This window comes from Lacibacter sp. H375 (assembly GCF_037892425.1).
Taxonomy (GTDB): Bacteria; Bacteroidota; Bacteroidia; order Chitinophagales; family Chitinophagaceae; genus Lacibacter.
The window spans coordinates 1,471,469-1,489,577 of the sequence record NZ_JBBKTT010000001.1 but is presented as its reverse complement, the minus strand read 5'-3'; the positions used below and the strand labels follow the sequence as shown (position 1 = coordinate 1,489,577).

19 protein-coding genes are annotated in these 18,109 nt (G+C 39.5%); 6 read left to right on the top strand and 13 right to left on the bottom strand.

What is annotated here, in order from left to right; translation table 11 throughout:
* Positions 1-6 precede the first annotated feature (6 nt).
* The 3 genes from rpsB to rplM form a co-directional block, all read right to left on the bottom strand.
* Entirely contained in the window at positions 7-897 is an 891-nt protein-coding gene (gene rpsB / locus WG954_RS06540) for a 30S ribosomal protein S2 (RefSeq protein ID WP_340434773.1), read from the bottom strand.
* A gap of 108 nt (positions 898-1,005) precedes the next feature.
* Complete coding sequence (rpsI, locus tag WG954_RS06535) at positions 1,006-1,395, bottom strand: 30S ribosomal protein S9 (RefSeq protein ID WP_324231317.1); 390 nt, start codon at positions 1,393-1,395, stop codon at positions 1,006-1,008.
* A 29-nt stretch (positions 1,396-1,424) separates the two neighbouring features.
* Entirely contained in the window at positions 1,425-1,868 is a 444-nt protein-coding gene (gene rplM, locus WG954_RS06530) for a 50S ribosomal protein L13 (RefSeq protein WP_182803332.1), read from the bottom strand.
* A 375-nt stretch (positions 1,869-2,243) separates the two neighbouring features.
* On the opposite strand from rplM, the gene WG954_RS06525 reads away from it, so the two are divergent.
* Positions 2,244-3,122, top strand: a complete 879-nt coding sequence (locus WG954_RS06525) for a DUF6268 family outer membrane beta-barrel protein (protein ID WP_340434770.1) — start codon at positions 2,244-2,246, stop codon at positions 3,120-3,122.
* Positions 3,123-3,137: 15 nt separating this feature from the next.
* Here the strand turns inward: WG954_RS06525 and porG are convergent, their stop codons facing one another.
* The 9 genes from porG to WG954_RS06480 all read right to left on the bottom strand — a co-directional run bounded on the left by porG (position 3,138) and on the right by WG954_RS06480 (position 10,712).
* On the bottom strand, positions 3,138-3,980 hold the full coding sequence (gene porG / locus WG954_RS06520; protein ID WP_340434768.1) for a type IX secretion system protein PorG: 843 nt from the start codon (positions 3,978-3,980) through the stop codon (positions 3,138-3,140).
* Between the two features lie 73 nt (positions 3,981-4,053).
* Positions 4,054-4,932 carry an NAD kinase gene (locus WG954_RS06515; RefSeq protein WP_340434766.1) on the bottom strand — a complete coding sequence of 293 codons (879 nt, stop codon included), beginning with the start codon at positions 4,930-4,932 and terminating at the stop codon, positions 4,054-4,056.
* A gap of 181 nt (positions 4,933-5,113) precedes the next feature.
* Positions 5,114-6,499, bottom strand: a complete 1,386-nt coding sequence (locus tag WG954_RS06510) for a POTRA domain-containing protein (RefSeq protein ID WP_340434764.1) — start codon at positions 6,497-6,499, stop codon at positions 5,114-5,116.
* Between the two features lie 181 nt (positions 6,500-6,680).
* Entirely contained in the window at positions 6,681-7,340 is a 660-nt protein-coding gene (locus WG954_RS06505) for a CBS domain-containing protein (RefSeq protein WP_340434761.1), read from the bottom strand.
* A 17-nt stretch (positions 7,341-7,357) separates the two neighbouring features.
* Complete coding sequence (locus tag WG954_RS06500) at positions 7,358-8,131, bottom strand: alpha/beta fold hydrolase (RefSeq protein WP_340434759.1); 774 nt, start codon at positions 8,129-8,131, stop codon at positions 7,358-7,360.
* A 79-nt stretch (positions 8,132-8,210) separates the two neighbouring features.
* Positions 8,211-8,753: a CvpA family protein gene (locus WG954_RS06495; RefSeq protein ID WP_340434757.1), complete on the bottom strand. Its 543-nt coding sequence runs from the start codon at positions 8,751-8,753 to the stop codon at positions 8,211-8,213.
* Position 8,754: 1 nt separating this feature from the next.
* Positions 8,755-9,204, bottom strand: a complete 450-nt coding sequence (locus WG954_RS06490; RefSeq protein ID WP_340434755.1) for a GatB/YqeY domain-containing protein — start codon at positions 9,202-9,204, stop codon at positions 8,755-8,757.
* Between the two features lie 6 nt (positions 9,205-9,210).
* Positions 9,211-9,555 (bottom strand): gliding motility protein GldC, encoded by a 345-nt coding sequence (gene gldC, locus WG954_RS06485; protein ID WP_340434752.1) that lies wholly within the window; start codon positions 9,553-9,555, stop codon positions 9,211-9,213.
* A gap of 26 nt (positions 9,556-9,581) precedes the next feature.
* On the bottom strand, positions 9,582-10,712 hold the full coding sequence (locus tag WG954_RS06480) for a glycosyltransferase family 4 protein (RefSeq protein WP_340434750.1): 1,131 nt from the start codon (positions 10,710-10,712) through the stop codon (positions 9,582-9,584).
* A gap of 573 nt (positions 10,713-11,285) precedes the next feature.
* On the opposite strand from WG954_RS06480, the gene WG954_RS06475 reads away from it, so the two are divergent.
* The 4 genes from WG954_RS06475 to murA all read left to right on the top strand — a co-directional run bounded on the left by WG954_RS06475 (position 11,286) and on the right by murA (position 15,662).
* Complete coding sequence (locus WG954_RS06475; RefSeq protein ID WP_340434748.1) at positions 11,286-11,744, top strand: hypothetical protein; 459 nt, start codon at positions 11,286-11,288, stop codon at positions 11,742-11,744.
* A gap of 52 nt (positions 11,745-11,796) precedes the next feature.
* Positions 11,797-13,419: a T9SS type A sorting domain-containing protein gene (locus WG954_RS06470; RefSeq protein WP_340434746.1), complete on the top strand. Its 1,623-nt coding sequence runs from the start codon at positions 11,797-11,799 to the stop codon at positions 13,417-13,419.
* A gap of 99 nt (positions 13,420-13,518) precedes the next feature.
* Positions 13,519-14,226, top strand: a complete 708-nt coding sequence (locus tag WG954_RS06465) for a DUF4290 domain-containing protein (RefSeq protein WP_340434744.1) — start codon at positions 13,519-13,521, stop codon at positions 14,224-14,226.
* A gap of 125 nt (positions 14,227-14,351) precedes the next feature.
* The gene (gene murA, locus WG954_RS06460; protein WP_340434742.1) at positions 14,352-15,662 is read left to right on the top strand and encodes a UDP-N-acetylglucosamine 1-carboxyvinyltransferase; all 1,311 of its coding nucleotides are present in this window, start codon (positions 14,352-14,354) and stop codon (positions 15,660-15,662) included.
* A 79-nt stretch (positions 15,663-15,741) separates the two neighbouring features.
* On the opposite strand, the gene typA is transcribed toward murA, so the two are convergent.
* A complete protein-coding gene (gene typA / locus WG954_RS06455; RefSeq protein ID WP_324231302.1) occupies positions 15,742-17,553 on the bottom strand; it encodes a translational GTPase TypA in 1,812 nt (603 codons plus the stop codon).
* Positions 17,554-17,806: 253 nt separating this feature from the next.
* Here typA and WG954_RS06450 point away from each other — a divergent pair, with 253 nt between their 5' ends.
* Entirely contained in the window at positions 17,807-18,076 is a 270-nt protein-coding gene (locus WG954_RS06450) for a hypothetical protein (protein ID WP_340434739.1), read from the top strand.
* Positions 18,077-18,109: the final 33 nt, after the last annotated feature.

Here is an 18,109-nt window from a genome sequence, read left to right as displayed (position 1 = left end):
CCATTATTATCTGGTTGAAGTACGCTTCTGTGTGCTTGGTACACGACGCTTAGGAGCTCCACCAGGACCGCCGGCGTTACCACCAGGACCACGACCAGGACCACGACCACCACGTCCACCTCTGTCACGACCGCCTTCTTCACCTTCGTCGAACTTAGCACCTTTATCTTCTACTTCTTCAGTTTCGTCTTCTTCTTTTTCAACCTGGCGCTCAGCTAAACCTTCTGCAATTGCTGCAGTGAGGAATTGAGTGATGATAGCGATTGATTTTGTTGCATCATCATTACCCGGAATAAAGTAGTCTACTTTATTAGGATCGCAGTTTGTATCAACCAAACCGAATGTAGTAATGCCTAAACGCTTTGCTTCAGCCAAACCAATATGTTCGTGACCAATATCAACTAAAAACAAAGCAGCAGGAACACGGCTCATGTTAGCGATACCGCCCAATACTTTTTCCATTTTCTCTTTATCACGACTTAACTGGAGACGCTCTTTTTTCGTAATGCTGTCGAAAGAACCATCATTCAGCATTTTTTCAATGCTCTGCATTTTCTTTACGCTCTTACGAACAGTATTGAAGTTTGTTAACATACCACCTAACCAACGGTCAGTTACGTACGGCATGTTTACTTTTTGTGCGCACTCAGTAACAATTTCTTTTGCTTGCTTCTTGGTAGCAACAAACATGATCTTTTTACCGCTGCGTGCCAGCTGTTTCATAGCTGCTGCAGTTTCCTGCAAACCTTCAACAGTTTTGTTGAGGTCGATGATGTGAATACCTTTCTTTTCAGCAAAGATGTAAGGTAACATCTTGGGATTCCACTTCTTCTTCAGGTGACCAAAATGTACACCCGCTTCGAGTAATTGCTGTTGTAATGAAGTGTTATTTTCCATTGTATACTTTTTGTTATTGTATGTAATAGTTTGAAAGCTCTGAGCTTTGAGCAGCGAGCTACGAGAAGAAAACTCATAGCTCGAAGCTGTGGGCCTGAAGCTGTTTTGTTAACGTTTAGAGAACTGGTAGCTTCTACGGGCTTTCTTATGACCAAATTTCTTACGTTCAACACCACGTGGATCACGCTTCAGTAAACCTGCAGCTTTCAATACAGGGCGATACTCAGGATTCACTTCAAGCAAAGCACGGGCAATACCCAGTTTCACTGCTTCTGCCTGACCTTTAATACCACCACCATTAGCGTTAACTTTTACATCAAACTTATCTAATGATTCAACAGTTCTTAAAGGAGCTTCTACCTGGTTTTGTAAATACACCAAGCTGAAATATTCTTTGTAGTTTTTGTCGTTCACGGTAATTGTGCCGGTACCCTTGCTGATAAACACACGGGTAATGGCTTCTTTACGGCGACCAACTGCGTTTTTTTGCTTTTCCATTTATAAGGAGTTTGAAAATTTGAAAATGATTAGAACTTCAGTTCTTTTGGTTGTTGTGCAATGTGTGAATGTTTATCGCCAGCATATACAAACAACTTCTTGTACATCTTACGACCGAGGCGGTTTTTAGGAAGCATCCCTTTTACAGCACGCTCAACAACCACTTCCGGACGACGACGCAGAAGGTCTTTTGCAATTTCAATTTTCTGACCACCCGGGTAACCACTGAAGTTGTGGTATTCTTTGTAGTCGATCTTTGTACCAGTGAAAACAACCTTATCGGCGTTAATTACGATTACATAATCACCACAGTCAACGTGGGGAGTGTAATAGGCCTTGTTCTTACCACGAAGGATTGCAGCGATTTTTGAACTCATGCGTCCAACGGTTTGATTGGTGCCGTCCACAACGTACCAGTTACGTTGCACAGTAGCCTCGTTCGCATGCTTCGTAGTGAAATGTAGTTTACTCATTGTATTTAATTTTTTCCACGCCATCCCGTGGAGTTTTTAGAAAAATCCCGCTTTTTAGAACGGGTCGCAAAGGTAGGGCTGCTCAACGCAATCTGCCAAAGAAAGAGGAAAGTATTTTTACAAGCACTTTTGTAACAAATTGATTTACAGTAAAAATTTTGCACATTTTTTTTCATCGCTTCCGAAATGCCCTGAAACAAAGGGTTTGGGGAGATTCAAAACGCCAAATTCGTCTCCAGCTTTAGGTTCTTGTGTCAGGCATATTTGTATCAATGAAGCTGTAATGTTCAGGGATTATTCGCTTTCGTCGGAAATATCTTGTACTTTAATAAGAGAAAGTTCAACCCAGATCCTTTAACAGAAAAAATCTTTCCCATGCGAAAAGCACTCCTCTTTCTGTTCATTGTATTTACCGTAACAGCTTCCAATGCGCAACCTTATATTGATGTGTTGAATGTTCGTACGATTCAATCTCCGGATCAGGGATTCATCCGCAGGAACAACCACAAAAATTCTTTTGAATATTTCAACGCTTCGCTGATATTACCTATCCGGTTTAAAAAGACGGGAGGTGCTTTGATCATTAGCCCATACGTTGAAAACTGGCAGGTGAATCTTCCTGATAGAAATAAACAGACTTCACTTATCGTGGAAAGAGAACATTTTTTCCCAACAGGCGTCGGGCTTCCAATAACACTTCTCACTCCCATAAAGCATTCAAAATTTCTTCTCAACACAACGATGATCCTGCGGAATAATGCTGAGAAAATAAGTTTACCGGGTTCGTTTCAGGCAGGAGGATTTGCTGTTTTGAACTATAAAGTAAACCCAAAACTCACATTAAAAGCGGGGTTGTATTATAACCGTGAAGCGTTCGGCAATTTCTTTATGCCCATAGCAGGATTGGAATATAAAATCGACAGCACACTACAAATATGGGGTGCATTACCAGGTTCATTCTTCATTGAAAAAAAGTTGAAAAAAAGTTGGTTCGCCGGCCTTACATTTAAAGCGGTGAATAACAGTTACCAGTTATTTAACGGAAAGTATATTCAGTTTAATGATAACCAGCTCAGCCTTTTTTCCGATTTCTATTTCACCAAAAAACTGGTACTAAATATTGAAGCCGGGCATAGTTTGTTTCGCCGGATAAGATTGGGTAACAGCGGAAAGATTAAGCAATATGTTTATGAAGAAAAGATAAACGACAACGTGCTGTTTCGAGTTTCAGCTATTTACCGCATACGCTTATAATAAAAGAAGAAAAATTTAATTTGCTGTAGGGCACTTATAAGAAGTTATGCTGAACGTGATTCCTACTGTTGCCATTATATATTGATCACGTGGGCCGCTAAACCCACGTTGAGTGCCAGCAACTCCAATAGGCGTTCCTGTTTCATAACTTCTGTCCTGTAAAAAAGAGGCAGGTGAACCAACCGGAAATGTAGCAAGACCAGCATATGTTCCGGAAACATCATCAATAAAATCAGTTGTGGTAAACCGGTGTGCAATTTCGAAGTTGAGATTCGTTCTATCTGTGAGTGCAAACTTTACACCTACACCAACCGGAAAGGCAAAAGCAGTAGTTGAATAAAGTTTACGGTTAGGATAGGCAGCAGATCCTTGCCCTTCAGTTCCTAATGGACGAAGGAAATATTTGGTATCATTCAAATACGCATATGGATCGAAATTGAACACGCCAGCTCCGAATGTGATGTAGGGAGTAAATCGTTCGCCAGGGTTTGTTGGGTTAAATCGGAAGAAATTAAAATCGCCCTGTAACATAAGTTCCCACACATTGGTATTAAAGCTAAGGTTACGACGCATGCGGAACTCATTCTTCTTTTCATAAATGTCGCTATATCCTAATTGAGCAAAATTGACACCTATGCGTACAGCTACATAATTATTTATCTGTTTGCGGAAGAAAACACCCCCTGCAAGTTTGGGACGATTGAGTTTTTTGTCGGGATTTAGGTCGCCGAAATAATGGGCAGCACCAAGCTGAACACCAAACTCCCCTTCATGCTTGTAGCCATCATACTGGGCACGAACAACGAAAGGGGCAACACACAAAGAGAGCAGAAAAAGGGTAAAAAGCAATGTTTTCATTAGCATCAGTTCTCAAAAAAAGTAATAACGCAAATATCAGGGTTTTCATATATCCCCGGCTTATTTGATGTATTTAGTTTCTGCGATCGAGGCCCCATGAGAGTTTATTGCGCAAAGTTTGCAGGAAGTTGTTTTCATTTAAGCGGATAAGGCTTACAGTAAACTCTTCTTTTTTCACCGCCAGTTGTATGGTTTTGTGAACGATCTCTTTTCTTGAATCGAGGGTACACAAAAAACTATCGGCCCGGCCTTCAATTTCAAAGGAAATGATGTTGTTATCGGGCACAACAATGGGGCGAACGTTAAGGTTATGAGGCGCAACGGGTGTTATTACAAAACTTCCTGAATCAGGAAAAACAACAGGACCATTACAGCTTAATGAATAACCGGTTGAGCCGGTTGGCGTAGCTACAATTAATCCATCGGCCCAGTAACTGTTCAAAAACTCGCCATTGAGATAAGCGTGTATTTTGATCATTGAAGATGTATCGAGCTTGTGGATAGCAAATTCATTGAGAGCGTATGGTGTATCGCCAAAGAGTGGCATGTTGCTGTCGAGATGAATCAGCGTACGTTCATCTTCCACATATGTATGGTTTTTTAATGAAGCCACCACCGTTTCAACTTCTTCCCTACCGATGCTTGCTAAAAAACCAAGCCTTCCAAAGTTGATACCAAGCAATGGGATAGGCAACTCTCTCACCATAGTAACGGTGTCGAGTAATGTACCATCGCCACCAAGGCTGATCATGCATTCGAATGTATCATCCAGCTCTTCAGACGAATGAAAGATCGGTGGTTCTTCATCAAAATGAATTTGCTCTTTTATCTGCTCATAAAAACCCCTGTACACATATGCACGGATATTATTCGCCTGCAATTCTTTTAATAAACGTTGAATATCTTCTTTCTGGTCAGATTCAAACACCCGGCTGTAGATAGCTACTTTCATGTGTTTAATTTAATTTGATTTTGGCCACAGGGTCGTTTCAAAAAAAATATCATAGACTTCACCACGAACCAACTCACTGATTTTTTTAGGAAACTTCATGTGTATTTAGTTGTTATTGCCTGACTGGAAACAGTTACAATAGCTTTAAAATTGTTTTGTATTCAAAGACTGCAGGTGATCATCAAAAATCTCTGCGTACATGTAAAAATAATCCCTTTTCACCCAATTGGTTAAATGAATATTCAATGCGTGCTATAAAATCGTAGTAGCTTAACACATCAATACCTGCTCCATAAGTATACAGGAAACGATTGTTGAGTATGCTGTTTGTATAAGCTGGCAAATGGCTTGCACCAATATCCCCATAAACCTTTGCAATGATTTTGAACGGTATTTTTTTATACTTCTCGTTTTTGACGAGGAATGTGGGCACATTTAAATTCAGCACTTCCTGCCTTATTGTTCCTTTCAGAATACCAGCCTGTACCCCATCTATAACATAATACTCAAGCCCACGCAAAAACCAATCGCCATACCCTAATGCAGCAATATTATACATTGGTTGTTTGAATGGCACTTTCACCATATAATATCCAACAGCAGAAACAGAAGTTTTTTTATTTAACTGAAAAAACTTGCCTGCTTTACCGGAAAACTGCCATAGGTTCATTCCTTTTGCACCTAAACCTCTTTGCATAAATGAACCGTTGAAAAGAAACCCCTTCCATGGGTATACAATATTATTGGCGTTGTAATATTGATACGAATACACAAACTCACCAAACTCTTGCTTCGATCTGTTCTCATTAAAATAAGGAAGGTATCCTTTGAGTGAATTTGCAGCGATCAACTTGCTGATGGTATCAGGGACCGATTCCTTTGCATAACTAAGACGAAAAGTATGACGATGATTTACACCTTTCCTCACAGTGAAACCAGCTTCCATTTTAAAAGTCGTTCGAACGAACTCATTGATTTGTCCATTATTTGCAGGGAAGAAAGCTTGTTTATTGCTGTCTGTTGCATAGGCCATTTGCCTCGACTGTTTATAGTAAATGCTGCCTAAAAAACCTCTCTCCAGTTTTTTATCAGCATATGGTTGTTCATAAAAAATGGAATATTCACGTGTGTAACCGTTAACAAAATTAAAGTTGAGTTTGTCTCTTCTTCCGGAAACATTATCCCAGTTTAGTTTCAATCCATAGTTCACACGTTCAAGACTCCTGTTTTGTTCGGTGAGCCATTGATTCACATTACGATCAACTAATTTAAAATAAGGGAAGGGAAATAAATACCAACGCTCTTTTACTTCAAACAGAATATCTACATACTTTTCATCCCATGCATTTATCTTAGGTATTACTTCAAGAAACAGTTGTGTATTAGAAACATTCAACCTAGCCTGATCGATCAGTTCTTCCATTTGGCTCTTGAACATTTTTGATCCCTGGCTGAACGGCACTTCACGTAAGATGATATAATCTTTTGTTTTTTTATGACCAGTTACCGTAACAGAACGCACAATAAACTCTACGGAATCAGGAAGCTGACTTATAACTTTTCGCAAGTTTTCTTTTGCTGTTTGAATAGCAACTGAGGGTTGTGCATAAATCTGCCCTACAACGAACTGCAGTAGAACAAGCAGACAAATACTATGAACCCTTTTTGGCAGCATAATTAGTTTTCCGTCAAAGACAGATTTTAAATGTACTTGATTCAGGTAGAAAAAAACAGGTTAGATGTAGTAACTATATGTTAAGATAGTTCATGAGATGATCGTAATTCAGGCGCAACTCTTCTTCTGAAAGGTTTTCGCCAAAATACTGGATCACATTGTATTCGTAACGTTCAAACGAAGAAAGTATATCTTGTATGTCGTTCTTGTTTACTTTAATAGCCACCATCAATTCACCAGTTGAACTATCGGTCCAGGTGTTAAGATGAATGATCTTTGCGTTATTAGATTCAACAATCCGGCCAATTTCAGAAATGTAAAAACTGTTTGGCTGCATTTGTAAAATAACAATACCCCCCGGAATAGCCGCTGCATTGTAATGCGATGCTGCCTGCAACAGATCTTCCCGTGTAATGATACCCATCAATTCACCATCTTCTTTTACAACGGGTAGAAGACTCAGCTTTTGCTGATGCATAATTTTTAATGGAACAAGAAAAAAATCGGCTGGATTGATATTAACAGGTTTGCCATTATGAAGAAACGGCTCTATGCTGGAAGCTTCATCTTCCTCTTCAATATCATCTTCGTAAACAAGCCCAACATACTTTTGATCATTTACTACCGGAAGCTCAGAAGTTCTGTTTTCGCTCATCCAATCCAAAGCCTGCCGAACCGTATCTGTGGTTTGAAGTGTGGGTATGTGATTTGATATAAGTTCGGCTGCTGTCATTGTCATATTCTTTCTGCTTAGACGGGTACCGGGGCATTTAACTTGGTAAGAAACCCATTTAATATTTCGTTAAACTCATCCGGTCGTTCCATCATCGGCGCATGACCACATTTATCAATAAAATGCAGTTCTGAATTTGGAATGAGCTTATTGAATTCTTTTCCTACAAACGGTGGTGTAATTGTGTCGTTATTTCCCCAAATTAGAAGGGTTGGGGTTTTTATTTCCTTCAATTCATCGCCAAGGTTATTGCGAATGGCGCTTTTTGCCAGGGCAATTACCTTAATTACTTTCAACCGTTGATTTACGATGTCGTATACTTCATCAACCAATTCTTTTGTTGCCATTGCGGGATCGTAAAACGTTACTTCCGTTTTTTTGCGGATGTACTCATAATCTCCACGCTTAGGATATGTATCACCCATTCCGTTCTCAAACAATCCTGAACTGCCGGTAAGAATGAGTGATTTGATGTGTTCCGGATGTTTCAACACATGTACTAATGCTACATGGCCACCCAATGAGTTGCCAAGCATGTGTATGTTCTTGTATCCTTTAAATTCAATGAACTTCTGAACATGTTTTTCTAATCCGCCAACTGTTGTATGCAACAGATCAAGTTCAAACAAAGGCAACATTGGTACAACCACTCTATTGCGTTTGCTGAAATAATCAAGCAGATCTTTAAAGTTACTTAATGCACCAAACAACCCATGCAACAGCATGAGGGGTTCGCCTTCACCCACTTCGATATACTTAAACTTTCCTTCCTGTATTATTTCGTAGTTCATTACTGGCAGCAAATAACAGTTGTTAATTGCTAAAATAGTTGATTTGTGTGAAAAATTGTAATTCAGTTGCAGATTGCCGTTATTGCCGCTTCATTTGTGTGCCCAGCTTCTCAAAGAAGTCTTCTAACTGCGAAAACATATTACTGAAAATGGGCAATACAATACCAATTGCATTGATCACTTTTGGCCCCAATGGCTGAATAAATTCATATGTTCGGGAAGCTGCAATAGTTTCCTCTGTTATTAAATTCATTTTTTCAGCATAGAAAAATAAAACACTTAATATTAACAAGTAGAGTACTGCATAGCCTAAAACACCACCCAGCTTATTTGCCCAACCCATCCACGCAAGATCAACCGCTTTTTCAATGAGTTTAGCCACCGCTCTTATTGCAAATACAGTTAAGAAAAAGACTGCTGCAAAAGCAATGAATGGCAACCATTGTGTATTGATGTTTGTTGATTCCGCCAACCATGCTGCCACGACTGTGCTCAACTTTAATGCGGCCGCCAGGCCTATTACAAATGCTATAATTGAAAACACAGCGACAATTAATCCGCTACGTAAACCTTTTATTATAGCAAGAGCAATAGCGATCAATACAACAATATCAATGATCATGCTATTTGCTTAAGAGTTCTTTTACCACAGCGCTGATTGTTTTACCATCGGCCTGACCGGCTAACTGTTTGCTCGCAACACCCATCACCTTCCCCATATCAGCAGGTGAGGTTGCACCTGTTTCTTTTATAATACCTGCAATGATCGTTTTCAATTCATCTGCATCCATTTGCTTAGGCAGAAACTTTTCGATGATGGCAATTTCTTCTTCTTCTTTCTGAGCAAGGTCAGCCCTGTTCTGCTTGCGGAAAATATCGAGTGAGTCTTTTCGTTGCTTCACCAATTTCTGCAAAAGTTTTATTTCATCATCGGCTGTAATTTCTCCGCTACCACCTGCAGTTTTTGCCAGCAGAATAGCTGCTTTTATGGCTCTCAGGCCACGTAATCCAGCTTCATCTTTTGCTTTCATGGCATCTTTCATTTGCGCCATTATGTTTTGTTCCAGGCTCATAGTTTATTACTGATTTTGATTAAGCTGTTCTTTTTTGAATTTCTGCATGAATCCTTTTGCAAACTCTTTCATTTCAGCACTTAGTTCGGGTTGGTTGGTTGCACGGTTGAATGTATCGGCCATAGTCATGAGTAACTGATAATAAAAATCAGCCATTTCATCAACCATCATTTCTTTTGTCCACAGGTCAATACGTAGGGCCGATTTATCAGCACCATCCCAAAACGCCAGCATCATTGCTTTTGCAGTTTGGTCCATATCTGCGCTACTGTCACTTGCCTTCCACTTAATTTGCTCGGGCACTTTTTGTTCATCTAAATAAACGTCGATGGATATATTACTTTTATGCATACTAAAATTTGTGTGGCAAAGGTAAGTTATTCAGTAGAGGCAGCCAGCTCAATACAACTCCACATTTTTTTGGCTGACTCATCCCAACTAAACAACTGTAGACGTTTTTTCCCATTTTCGATCAGTCGGCTACGTAGTGATTCATCTTTGTAAATCAACATTAGCTTTTCAGCAATATCATCTGGATTTTCAGGATCAATATATAGATATGCATCACCCCCAATTTCCGGCATGGCGCTGTTGTTTGAAACAATGGCAGGCACTCCACATTGAAGCGCTTCTAACGGTGGCACACCAAATCCTTCAAAAAACGATGGGTAAACAAGAGCGTAAGCTGACGCAACCAGTTTCGCCAATTCATTTTTCTCCAGGTAGCCGGCAAGAATTACATCATTTCTGAATCTGAAAGTGGAAAGCAGCTTTGTAAATTCATCTGTTTTCCAGGCAAGCCGGCCCGCAAAGATCAATTTCATATTGCTTTGTTGCCGCTTCTTGAATCTCGAAAAAGCTTTCAACAAGTTGATAGGATTTTTGCGAGGGTGAATGGATCCTGCGTAAATAAAGTATTCACAACCAGCGCTGTATTTCTCCTTAACCTGTTCCTTTTCTTTATAGGAAAGCTGTTGAAAAAGAGAACTGGAAGCATTATAAGTAACATGGATTTTTGCCGGATCTATCTTGTATTGCTCAATAATATCTTGTTTCGAATACTCAGAAACTGTAGCAATTACTTTACTCTTCTTTAAAAACTTACCCGTATTTTTTTGATAATAACTGAGATGCGATTTCGAGATAAATTCAGGGTGATGATGAAAAGCAAGGTCGTGTAAAACAAGACATTGCGGCACTTTAGTTCTTAAAGAGCAGAAGCCATCAGGGCTAACAAATACATCGGCCTTTATCTTTCGTAAAAAGACAGGCAACATCCAGTTATACCAAATATCCCATGCCAATGAAAACCTGGCCTGTGGCTTGATGATTACCGGGTGGATGTTGGCGCCATAGATAAACTTCTGTTCAAAAGGACGGTCAAACAAAAAATAGAATTGATGCTCAGGGTGATCAAGGGCTATTCTGGAAAATATCTCTTCAGTATAATATCCATAGCCTTCCATTTTACCCGGAAGCAACGATTTTGTATTAATTGCAATCACCATAAAAGAACTGCAAAGGTAGGTGTGAAACAATGAGATTGAAATTGAATAGTATTGTTCTACAAATCAGGAAATTATGCAATCAAAAACGTTGATTTCCCAAGCAATTATTCAAAAGAAGTACGATAGGATGTTAATGTTCCCGCCTTTATTTTTACAGACGATATATGATTACATCAGCTTTAAAACTTAGCTAAAGAAGGTTCGAATTGCAGAAAATACGGTGTGGGTTTTAAGCAGTTTCCCTTAATATTTGAAAATACTTTTGAATGAAAAAAAATATTCTTGGCATAGAAAAAGTTTGGAACAGTAATTGCTATTAATTCCATGTTCTTTTAAAATGAAATAATATTATAAACACATGTACGTTAACAGTTTATAATTTACAAATAATTCTTTCGCAACAGGGAAGAGTCAGGATACATTGATGGTTTTACAATGTGGATTTTGGGTAAACGACCCCGCTTTCCAGCGGGGTCTATTTTTAAAATACAGATAAATACCTATTGCCAGATTTAATTCTTCCGTCTACATTTGTTTCGTAATCCAGTATTCCAATATCCTAAATCGTATTCTATGAAAAAGCTAGTCTTCGCACTCGCATTTTGTACACTATCTATTTTTTCTTTCTCGCAAGAATTTCAATCAGGTCGTCAAAAGCATGATGGTAAGCCAACAATGTTTAGCAATGTTGCTTCCCGCTTTGCTCCATCGCAAAATTTTATCAGCGATGTTATGAATGCACGTCTGAATCAAAAAGTTGATCTTTTTGTAACAAGTGGTTTTCGTTTTAAAGGCGAAGTAACTGCAATCAGCAGTGATGCTCCCGGTCTTACAACTGTTACACTTCAATCAACAGATCGCCCTGGTCTTCTTCTATCCATTTCAAGAACCACTTTGCCAGATCAAAGCATCGTTTATCGTGGTATCATGATCAGTCAAAAGCATAGTGATATGTTGATGATGGAGCAAGATGCTGTTACTGGTTCTTATAACTGGAACAGAAAACAGGTTTCACACATGATAGCTGACTAAAATAATTACTTGTTCCAGCAGGTATTTTTATTCCCTTTTAAAATCCAATACTATGACACGTCTAATCCTATGCTTTGTTGCTCTATTTGCAACAACCGCATTCAAAGCATTCGCTCAGGTGCCTAAACTGAGCAGTAACCCAACTGCAAGTGCGACAATTTTTCTTGACTTCGATGGACAAACAGTAAGCACTCCTTACTGGAATGGTGGCTATCCTTTCTACTGCACGCCATCAGGTTTAACAGAGGAAAAGATCAGAACGGTTTTTTATCAAGTTGCAGAAGATTTCAATCCTTTTAACCTAAACATTACAACTGACTCAACAGTATATTTTGCTGCTCCTATTAACAAACGACAACGCATTATTATTACTGCTTATAGCAGTTGGTACGGTAGCGCAGGTGGTGTAGCTTATCTTAACACTTTTCGTTGGGGAATGGAAATCCCAGGGTTCGTGTTTGCAAACCTGCTGAATTATAACGAAAAAAATGTTGGAGAAGCTTCTTCGCATGAAAGCGGTCACACATTAGGCTTGAACCACCAAACGTTATACGACGCCGATTGCAATTTTAAATATGAATACAATCCTGGTACCGGTACCAATGGAAGTGCAACCAGCTGGGCACCTATTATGGGCAACAGTTATGGCAAAACACTTACACTTTGGCACAAGGGAACAAGCACACAGGGTTGCACTAAATTACAGGATGATCTGGCTATCCTTGCTGGCTCAGACAACGGATTTGGTTATAAAACAGATATGGTTGGTAATACACATCGTGATGCAACACTGTTGCCAATGTCAACAACATTATCAGCCAACAGCCAACCTACGAGTGGCTTTAATGTAAGCAGTGAAATCAACACATCATCTGATGTGGATATTTTCAGGGTGGATATTACAAGCGCAACACGCTTACAAATTGACGCTAACCCTTCTACAAACGGAACCACAAAACCAAATGTTGATCTGCAATTGACTTTGCTCGATTCAAGAGGCAACACCATTAATACATACAACCCTCCTACAACATTAAATGTAGCCATCGATAGTTTTGTAAACGCAGGCACTTACTACCTCCGTTTAACAAATGCATCAAATACAAACGTATCAAACTATGGTATGTTGGGCGACTATACAGTGAGTGGCGCCGCACTTCCTTCAACACTTCCTGTACAAAGCATGAAACTGAACGGAAAAGCAAATAACAATAACCATGAGCTAAACTGGAACATTATTGCCGATGAGCCAATTGAATCGATCTCAATTGAAACATCAACAAACGGTATGAGTTTCAGCAGCATGCAAAATGTAAACAGCAACAGCACCAGCTTCGGTTACCAACCTTCAGAAAAGAAAACAATCTACTACCGCTTATTGGTAACAACAGCTTCACAATTGAAATACTACTCTAACGTTGTTGCTCTTCGTGAAGTTGGTAGCAAATCTAAAGTGGATGTAGTAACCAATATTATCAGCAAAAATGAAATTGCGCTTAACAGCAACGGTTCTTACAATTGGCGTATTATTGACATGAGTGGTCGTGCACTGGCAAATGGCCGCACAACAACCGGCTTTAACCAGTTACAGCCCGGAACACTCAACAGTGGTATGTATCTGTTACAGATCATTGATGGTGGTGACATCATAACAGAAAAAATAGTAAAGCAGTAAGTTTTTAGATAGTCATAGTTTACCACTGGAACCTGCTGCCCCCTAAAAAGGGCAGCTTTTTTTATAAACCCTTTGCTTACATTTGCTATTATCAAGTTTATGGAATATAACACTACAAGAAATCATTTAACCATTCGTGAGTACGGACGACATATCCAGAAAATGGTTGATCATATCATAACTATTGAAGATCGCCAAAAGCGGCAGGAACAAGCCCAGGTAGCAATTGAACTGATGGGCTTTTTAAATCCTCACCTGAAGAATGTAGAAGATTTCCGTCATAAATTATGGGATCACTTGTTTCTTATCTCCGATTTTAAATTGGATGTAGACAGTCCATATCCAATTCCTACAAGAGAGTCATTAAAAGCAAAGCCGGAACGTTTACCTTATCCTAAGCGTTACCCACGTTATAATCACCTAGGTAAAAATATTGAAGTGATCATTGATAAGGCGTTGAAAGAAGAGAACCCCGAAAAGAAACAAGGTTTTGCCAATGCTATAGCTTATTACATGAAACTCTCTTATAACAACTGGCACAAAGAAAATATTCATGATGATGCTATCCAGGCGGAGTTAAGTGCTATTACAAAAGGTGAACTGGAGTTTAACAACAGGCCTTTTGTTCGTCAATATCGCCCAAGTGATGATTTCAGAGAGAACCGTGGTGGCGGTGGTGGAGGTAAATTCAAAAAACATTTCCAGCAACGCAGTGGTGGTGGTGGAAGAGATAACAGAGGTGGCGGCGGTGGCGGCCGTGATAACAGAGGCGGCAATGGTGGCGGAAAGTTTAAAAAGAGATATTGATCGTTGCTAGCTAAACAAATTGAAAGGTTAATAAGAAAAGTACTTGTTAACCTTTTTTATTTCGCAGTACTTTGTAGCAATAAGAGATTGTCATCACATACACTTAATACATTTAATTATACTCAATGCATTCTTTTGAAGTAAGAGGTGGTAAAAAACTTAATGGGGAAATTATTCCCCAAGGAGCGAAAAATGAAGCTCTACAGATCATCAGTGCGGTATTACTCACACCCGAGAAAGTTACTATAACCAACATTCCCGACATAGTTGATGTGAATCTGCTTATTGAATTATTGGGCGAAATGAACGTGAAAGTGGAACGACCACAACGGGACACCTGCATTTTCCAGGCCGATGATGTAGATATTGATTACCTGCACAGTGAAAAATTTAAGAAGAAAAGCGGCAAGCTACGTGGAAGTGTGATGCTCGCAGGACCAATGCTTGCCCGTTACAAAAAAGCATTTATTCCAAAACCCGGAGGTGATAAAATTGGGCGGAGAAGATTAGATACACACGTTATTGGTTTTGAAAAGCTGGGGGCCGACTTTAATTATCATCCTGAAGATGGATTCTTTCATCTCACAACAACCAAACTGCAAGGTGTAAACATGTTGCTTGATGAGCCGTCTGTAACAGGCACTGCTAACATTGTAATGGCAGCAAGTATGGCCAGTGGAACCACCACTATTTACAATGCAGCATGTGAGCCTTATATACAACAGCTCTGTGCCATGCTTAATCGTATGGGTGCAAAGATCAGTGGGGTTGGAAGTAATTTGTTAAGTATTGAAGGTGTTGATTATTTAGGTGGTACTGCTCATCGCATTCTGCCCGATATGATTGAAGTTGGCTCGTTCATTGGCTTAGCTGCAATGACACAAAGCGATATTGTTATTAAAGGAGCAGGTATTGATCAACTTGGTATTATCCCGGAAAAATTCAGACAATTAGGTATTGATTTAAAAATTGACGGTGATGATATTCATATACCCGAACAGGAGTTGTATGAAATACAACGATACTTTGATGGTGGTGTGCTAACGATCTATGATCATCCATGGCCGGGCTTTACGCCTGACCTGTTGAGCATTGTTCTTGTTACTGCCATCCAGGCAAAAGGAAGTGTACTCATACATCAGAAAATGTTTGAAAGCCGTTTGTTCTTTGTAGATAAACTCATTGATATGGGTGCACAAATTATTTTATGTGACCCACATCGAGCTGTTGTTATTGGCTTGGAACGTGAACAAAAGTTAAGGGGTATTACAATGAGCAGCCCCGATATACGTGCTGGGCAAGCATTGCTAATTGCAGCATTAAGTGCTGAAGGAAAAAGTATTATTCAGAATATTGAACAGATCGACCGGGGCTATCAATACATTGATGAACGGTTGCGTAAACTTGGTGCAGACATCAAACGTATTGAAGGTTGATATTTTGATTTTATAAAAACTAAAATGAGCTAAATAAAAAAGACCCCGATCAAATGATCGGGGTCTTTGCTTTTATCTTTTACGCCATCTGTGCGTTCATTGATTTCGATTGTTTCTTTCTTTCCTCTTCATCAAGTATCACTTTACGCATACGAATGTAATTAGGTGTTACTTCAATACACTCATCAAACTGAATGTATTCCATACACTCTTCCAACGTAAGTAATGTTTTTGGGGCAATGCGTGTTGCATCATCACTTCCACTTGCACGGTGGTTGGTCAATTTCTTTCCCTCTGTTGCATTCACAACAAGATCACCTGGTTTAATGTGTTCTGCAATGATCTGTCCAGCATAAACTTCTTCACCCGGATCAACAAAGAAAGTACCACGATCCTGTAATTTATCAATTGAATAACCGGTTGTTTTATCCTGGAATTTCGAAAGTAATACACCATTGTTACGGCCGGGGATAGCGCCTTTCCAAGGTTTATATTCACTAAAACGGTGTGCCATAACTGCTTCACCTGTTGTAGCTGTCAACATTTGTGTACGCAAACCAATCAATCCTCTTGATGGAATTTCAAATTCCAGATGCTGCATTTCACCTTTGGTTTCCATGATCAGCATTTCACCTTTACGACGTGTAACAAGGTCAATCACTTTACTTGCAAATTCCTGCGGCACATCTACTACCAGCGTTTCGTATGGTTCGTGTTTTTTACCATTTATCTCTTTGGTAATTACCTGTGGTTGACCAACAGTTAATTCATATCCTTCACGACGCATTGTTTCAATTAAGATACCAAGGTGAAGAATACCACGACCATAAACAATTAAGCTATCACCATCTTCGCTATCTGAAACACGAAGCGCAAGATTTTTTTCTGTTTCTTTCATTAACCTGTCACGCAAGTGACGGCTTGTAACAAACTTACCGTCTTTACCAAAGAATGGTGAGTTATTTACGCTGAACAACATGTTCATTGTTGGTTCATCTACGCTGATCACCGGTAATGCTTCAGGATTTTCAGCATCAGCCAATGTATCACCTATATTAAAATCATCAACACCAACAACTGCACAAAGGTCACCTGCAATTACTTCAGCTACTTTTTTCTTACCCATTCCTTCAAACACATACAGTTCTTTCACTTTCAGTTTGCGAACTGTACCATCGGCCTGCATCAAAGCAACTTGCTGACTTTCTTTAATTGAACCACGACTTACTTTACCAATGGCAATACGGCCAAGGAAAGAAGAATAATCCAATGAAGTGATCTGCATTTGCAACGGACCTTCTGCCACCTTTGGTGCAGGTACATATTTAATAATACCATCAAGCAACGGGAAAATATTATCGATCTCAGTTAATGAATCGTTGAACCAACCATTCTTTCCGCTACCATAGTAAGTAGGAAAATCTAATTGTTCTTCTGTTGCATCGAGGTTAAAGAAAAGATCGAACACTGAATCATGCACTTCATCAGGACGACAGTTTGGTTTATCAACTTTGTTGATCACCACAATAGGTTTCAAATTTAACTGAAGTGCTTTCTGCAACACAAAACGTGTTTGTGGCATCGGGCCTTCAAACGCATCAACCAACAGAATTACACCATCAGCCATTTTCAATACACGTTCTACTTCACCACCAAAATCGGCGTGGCCCGGAGTATCAATTACGTTAATTTTTACGTCGTTATAAATTACAGCGGCGTTCTTAGAGAAAATGGTAATACCACGCTCCCTTTCAAGATCGTTGCTGTCCATGATCAATTCACCAGTGTCCTGGTTGTCACGAAACACCTTGGTTGCGTGTAAAATTTTATCCACCAAGGTTGTTTTTCCATGGTCTACGTGTGCAATGATTGCTATGTTGCGAATATTCATACTCAATGTGTTAGGCCGAAACGGTTGGTGTTCTTGCCTTTTTTAAGGCGGCAAAGGTACGGCATTTAAGCGGGGTGGCAAGGGAAAAGACGGTTAATGTTTGGTTATGGAGCAGATATGAATTCGGAAGGTTCTGCCTCTTTTAAAGCCCTTATGCACAGGCAATGCACATTACGGGCCCGTAACAATTTGATAAGAAAATGTTGGCATCCTTTTTACATTACTAATTGTAATTCACCTAAAATCAAAATTTATGCAAAAGGAAGTAATGACCATCACCCGAAACCTTCTCAGCAACGGAGTGTTTAACCATCTTTCCGACGCTAGTATTTCACGTATGCAATGTTTATTGCTCAAACAGAACAACGGCAATGTTACCACGCAATTAATGCAGTACTGGTACAGTGGAAATTATTACACAGCAGGAGTGCCACAGGATTTGTTGTACACATGCAACCTGTTATTGATGCAGGCTGGGAAGCCAATGATTGATGTATTTATGAATGAAGAAGCTGAAGCCTGATTCAGAATTCATTTTTCCTTTTGTTGTTCTCCA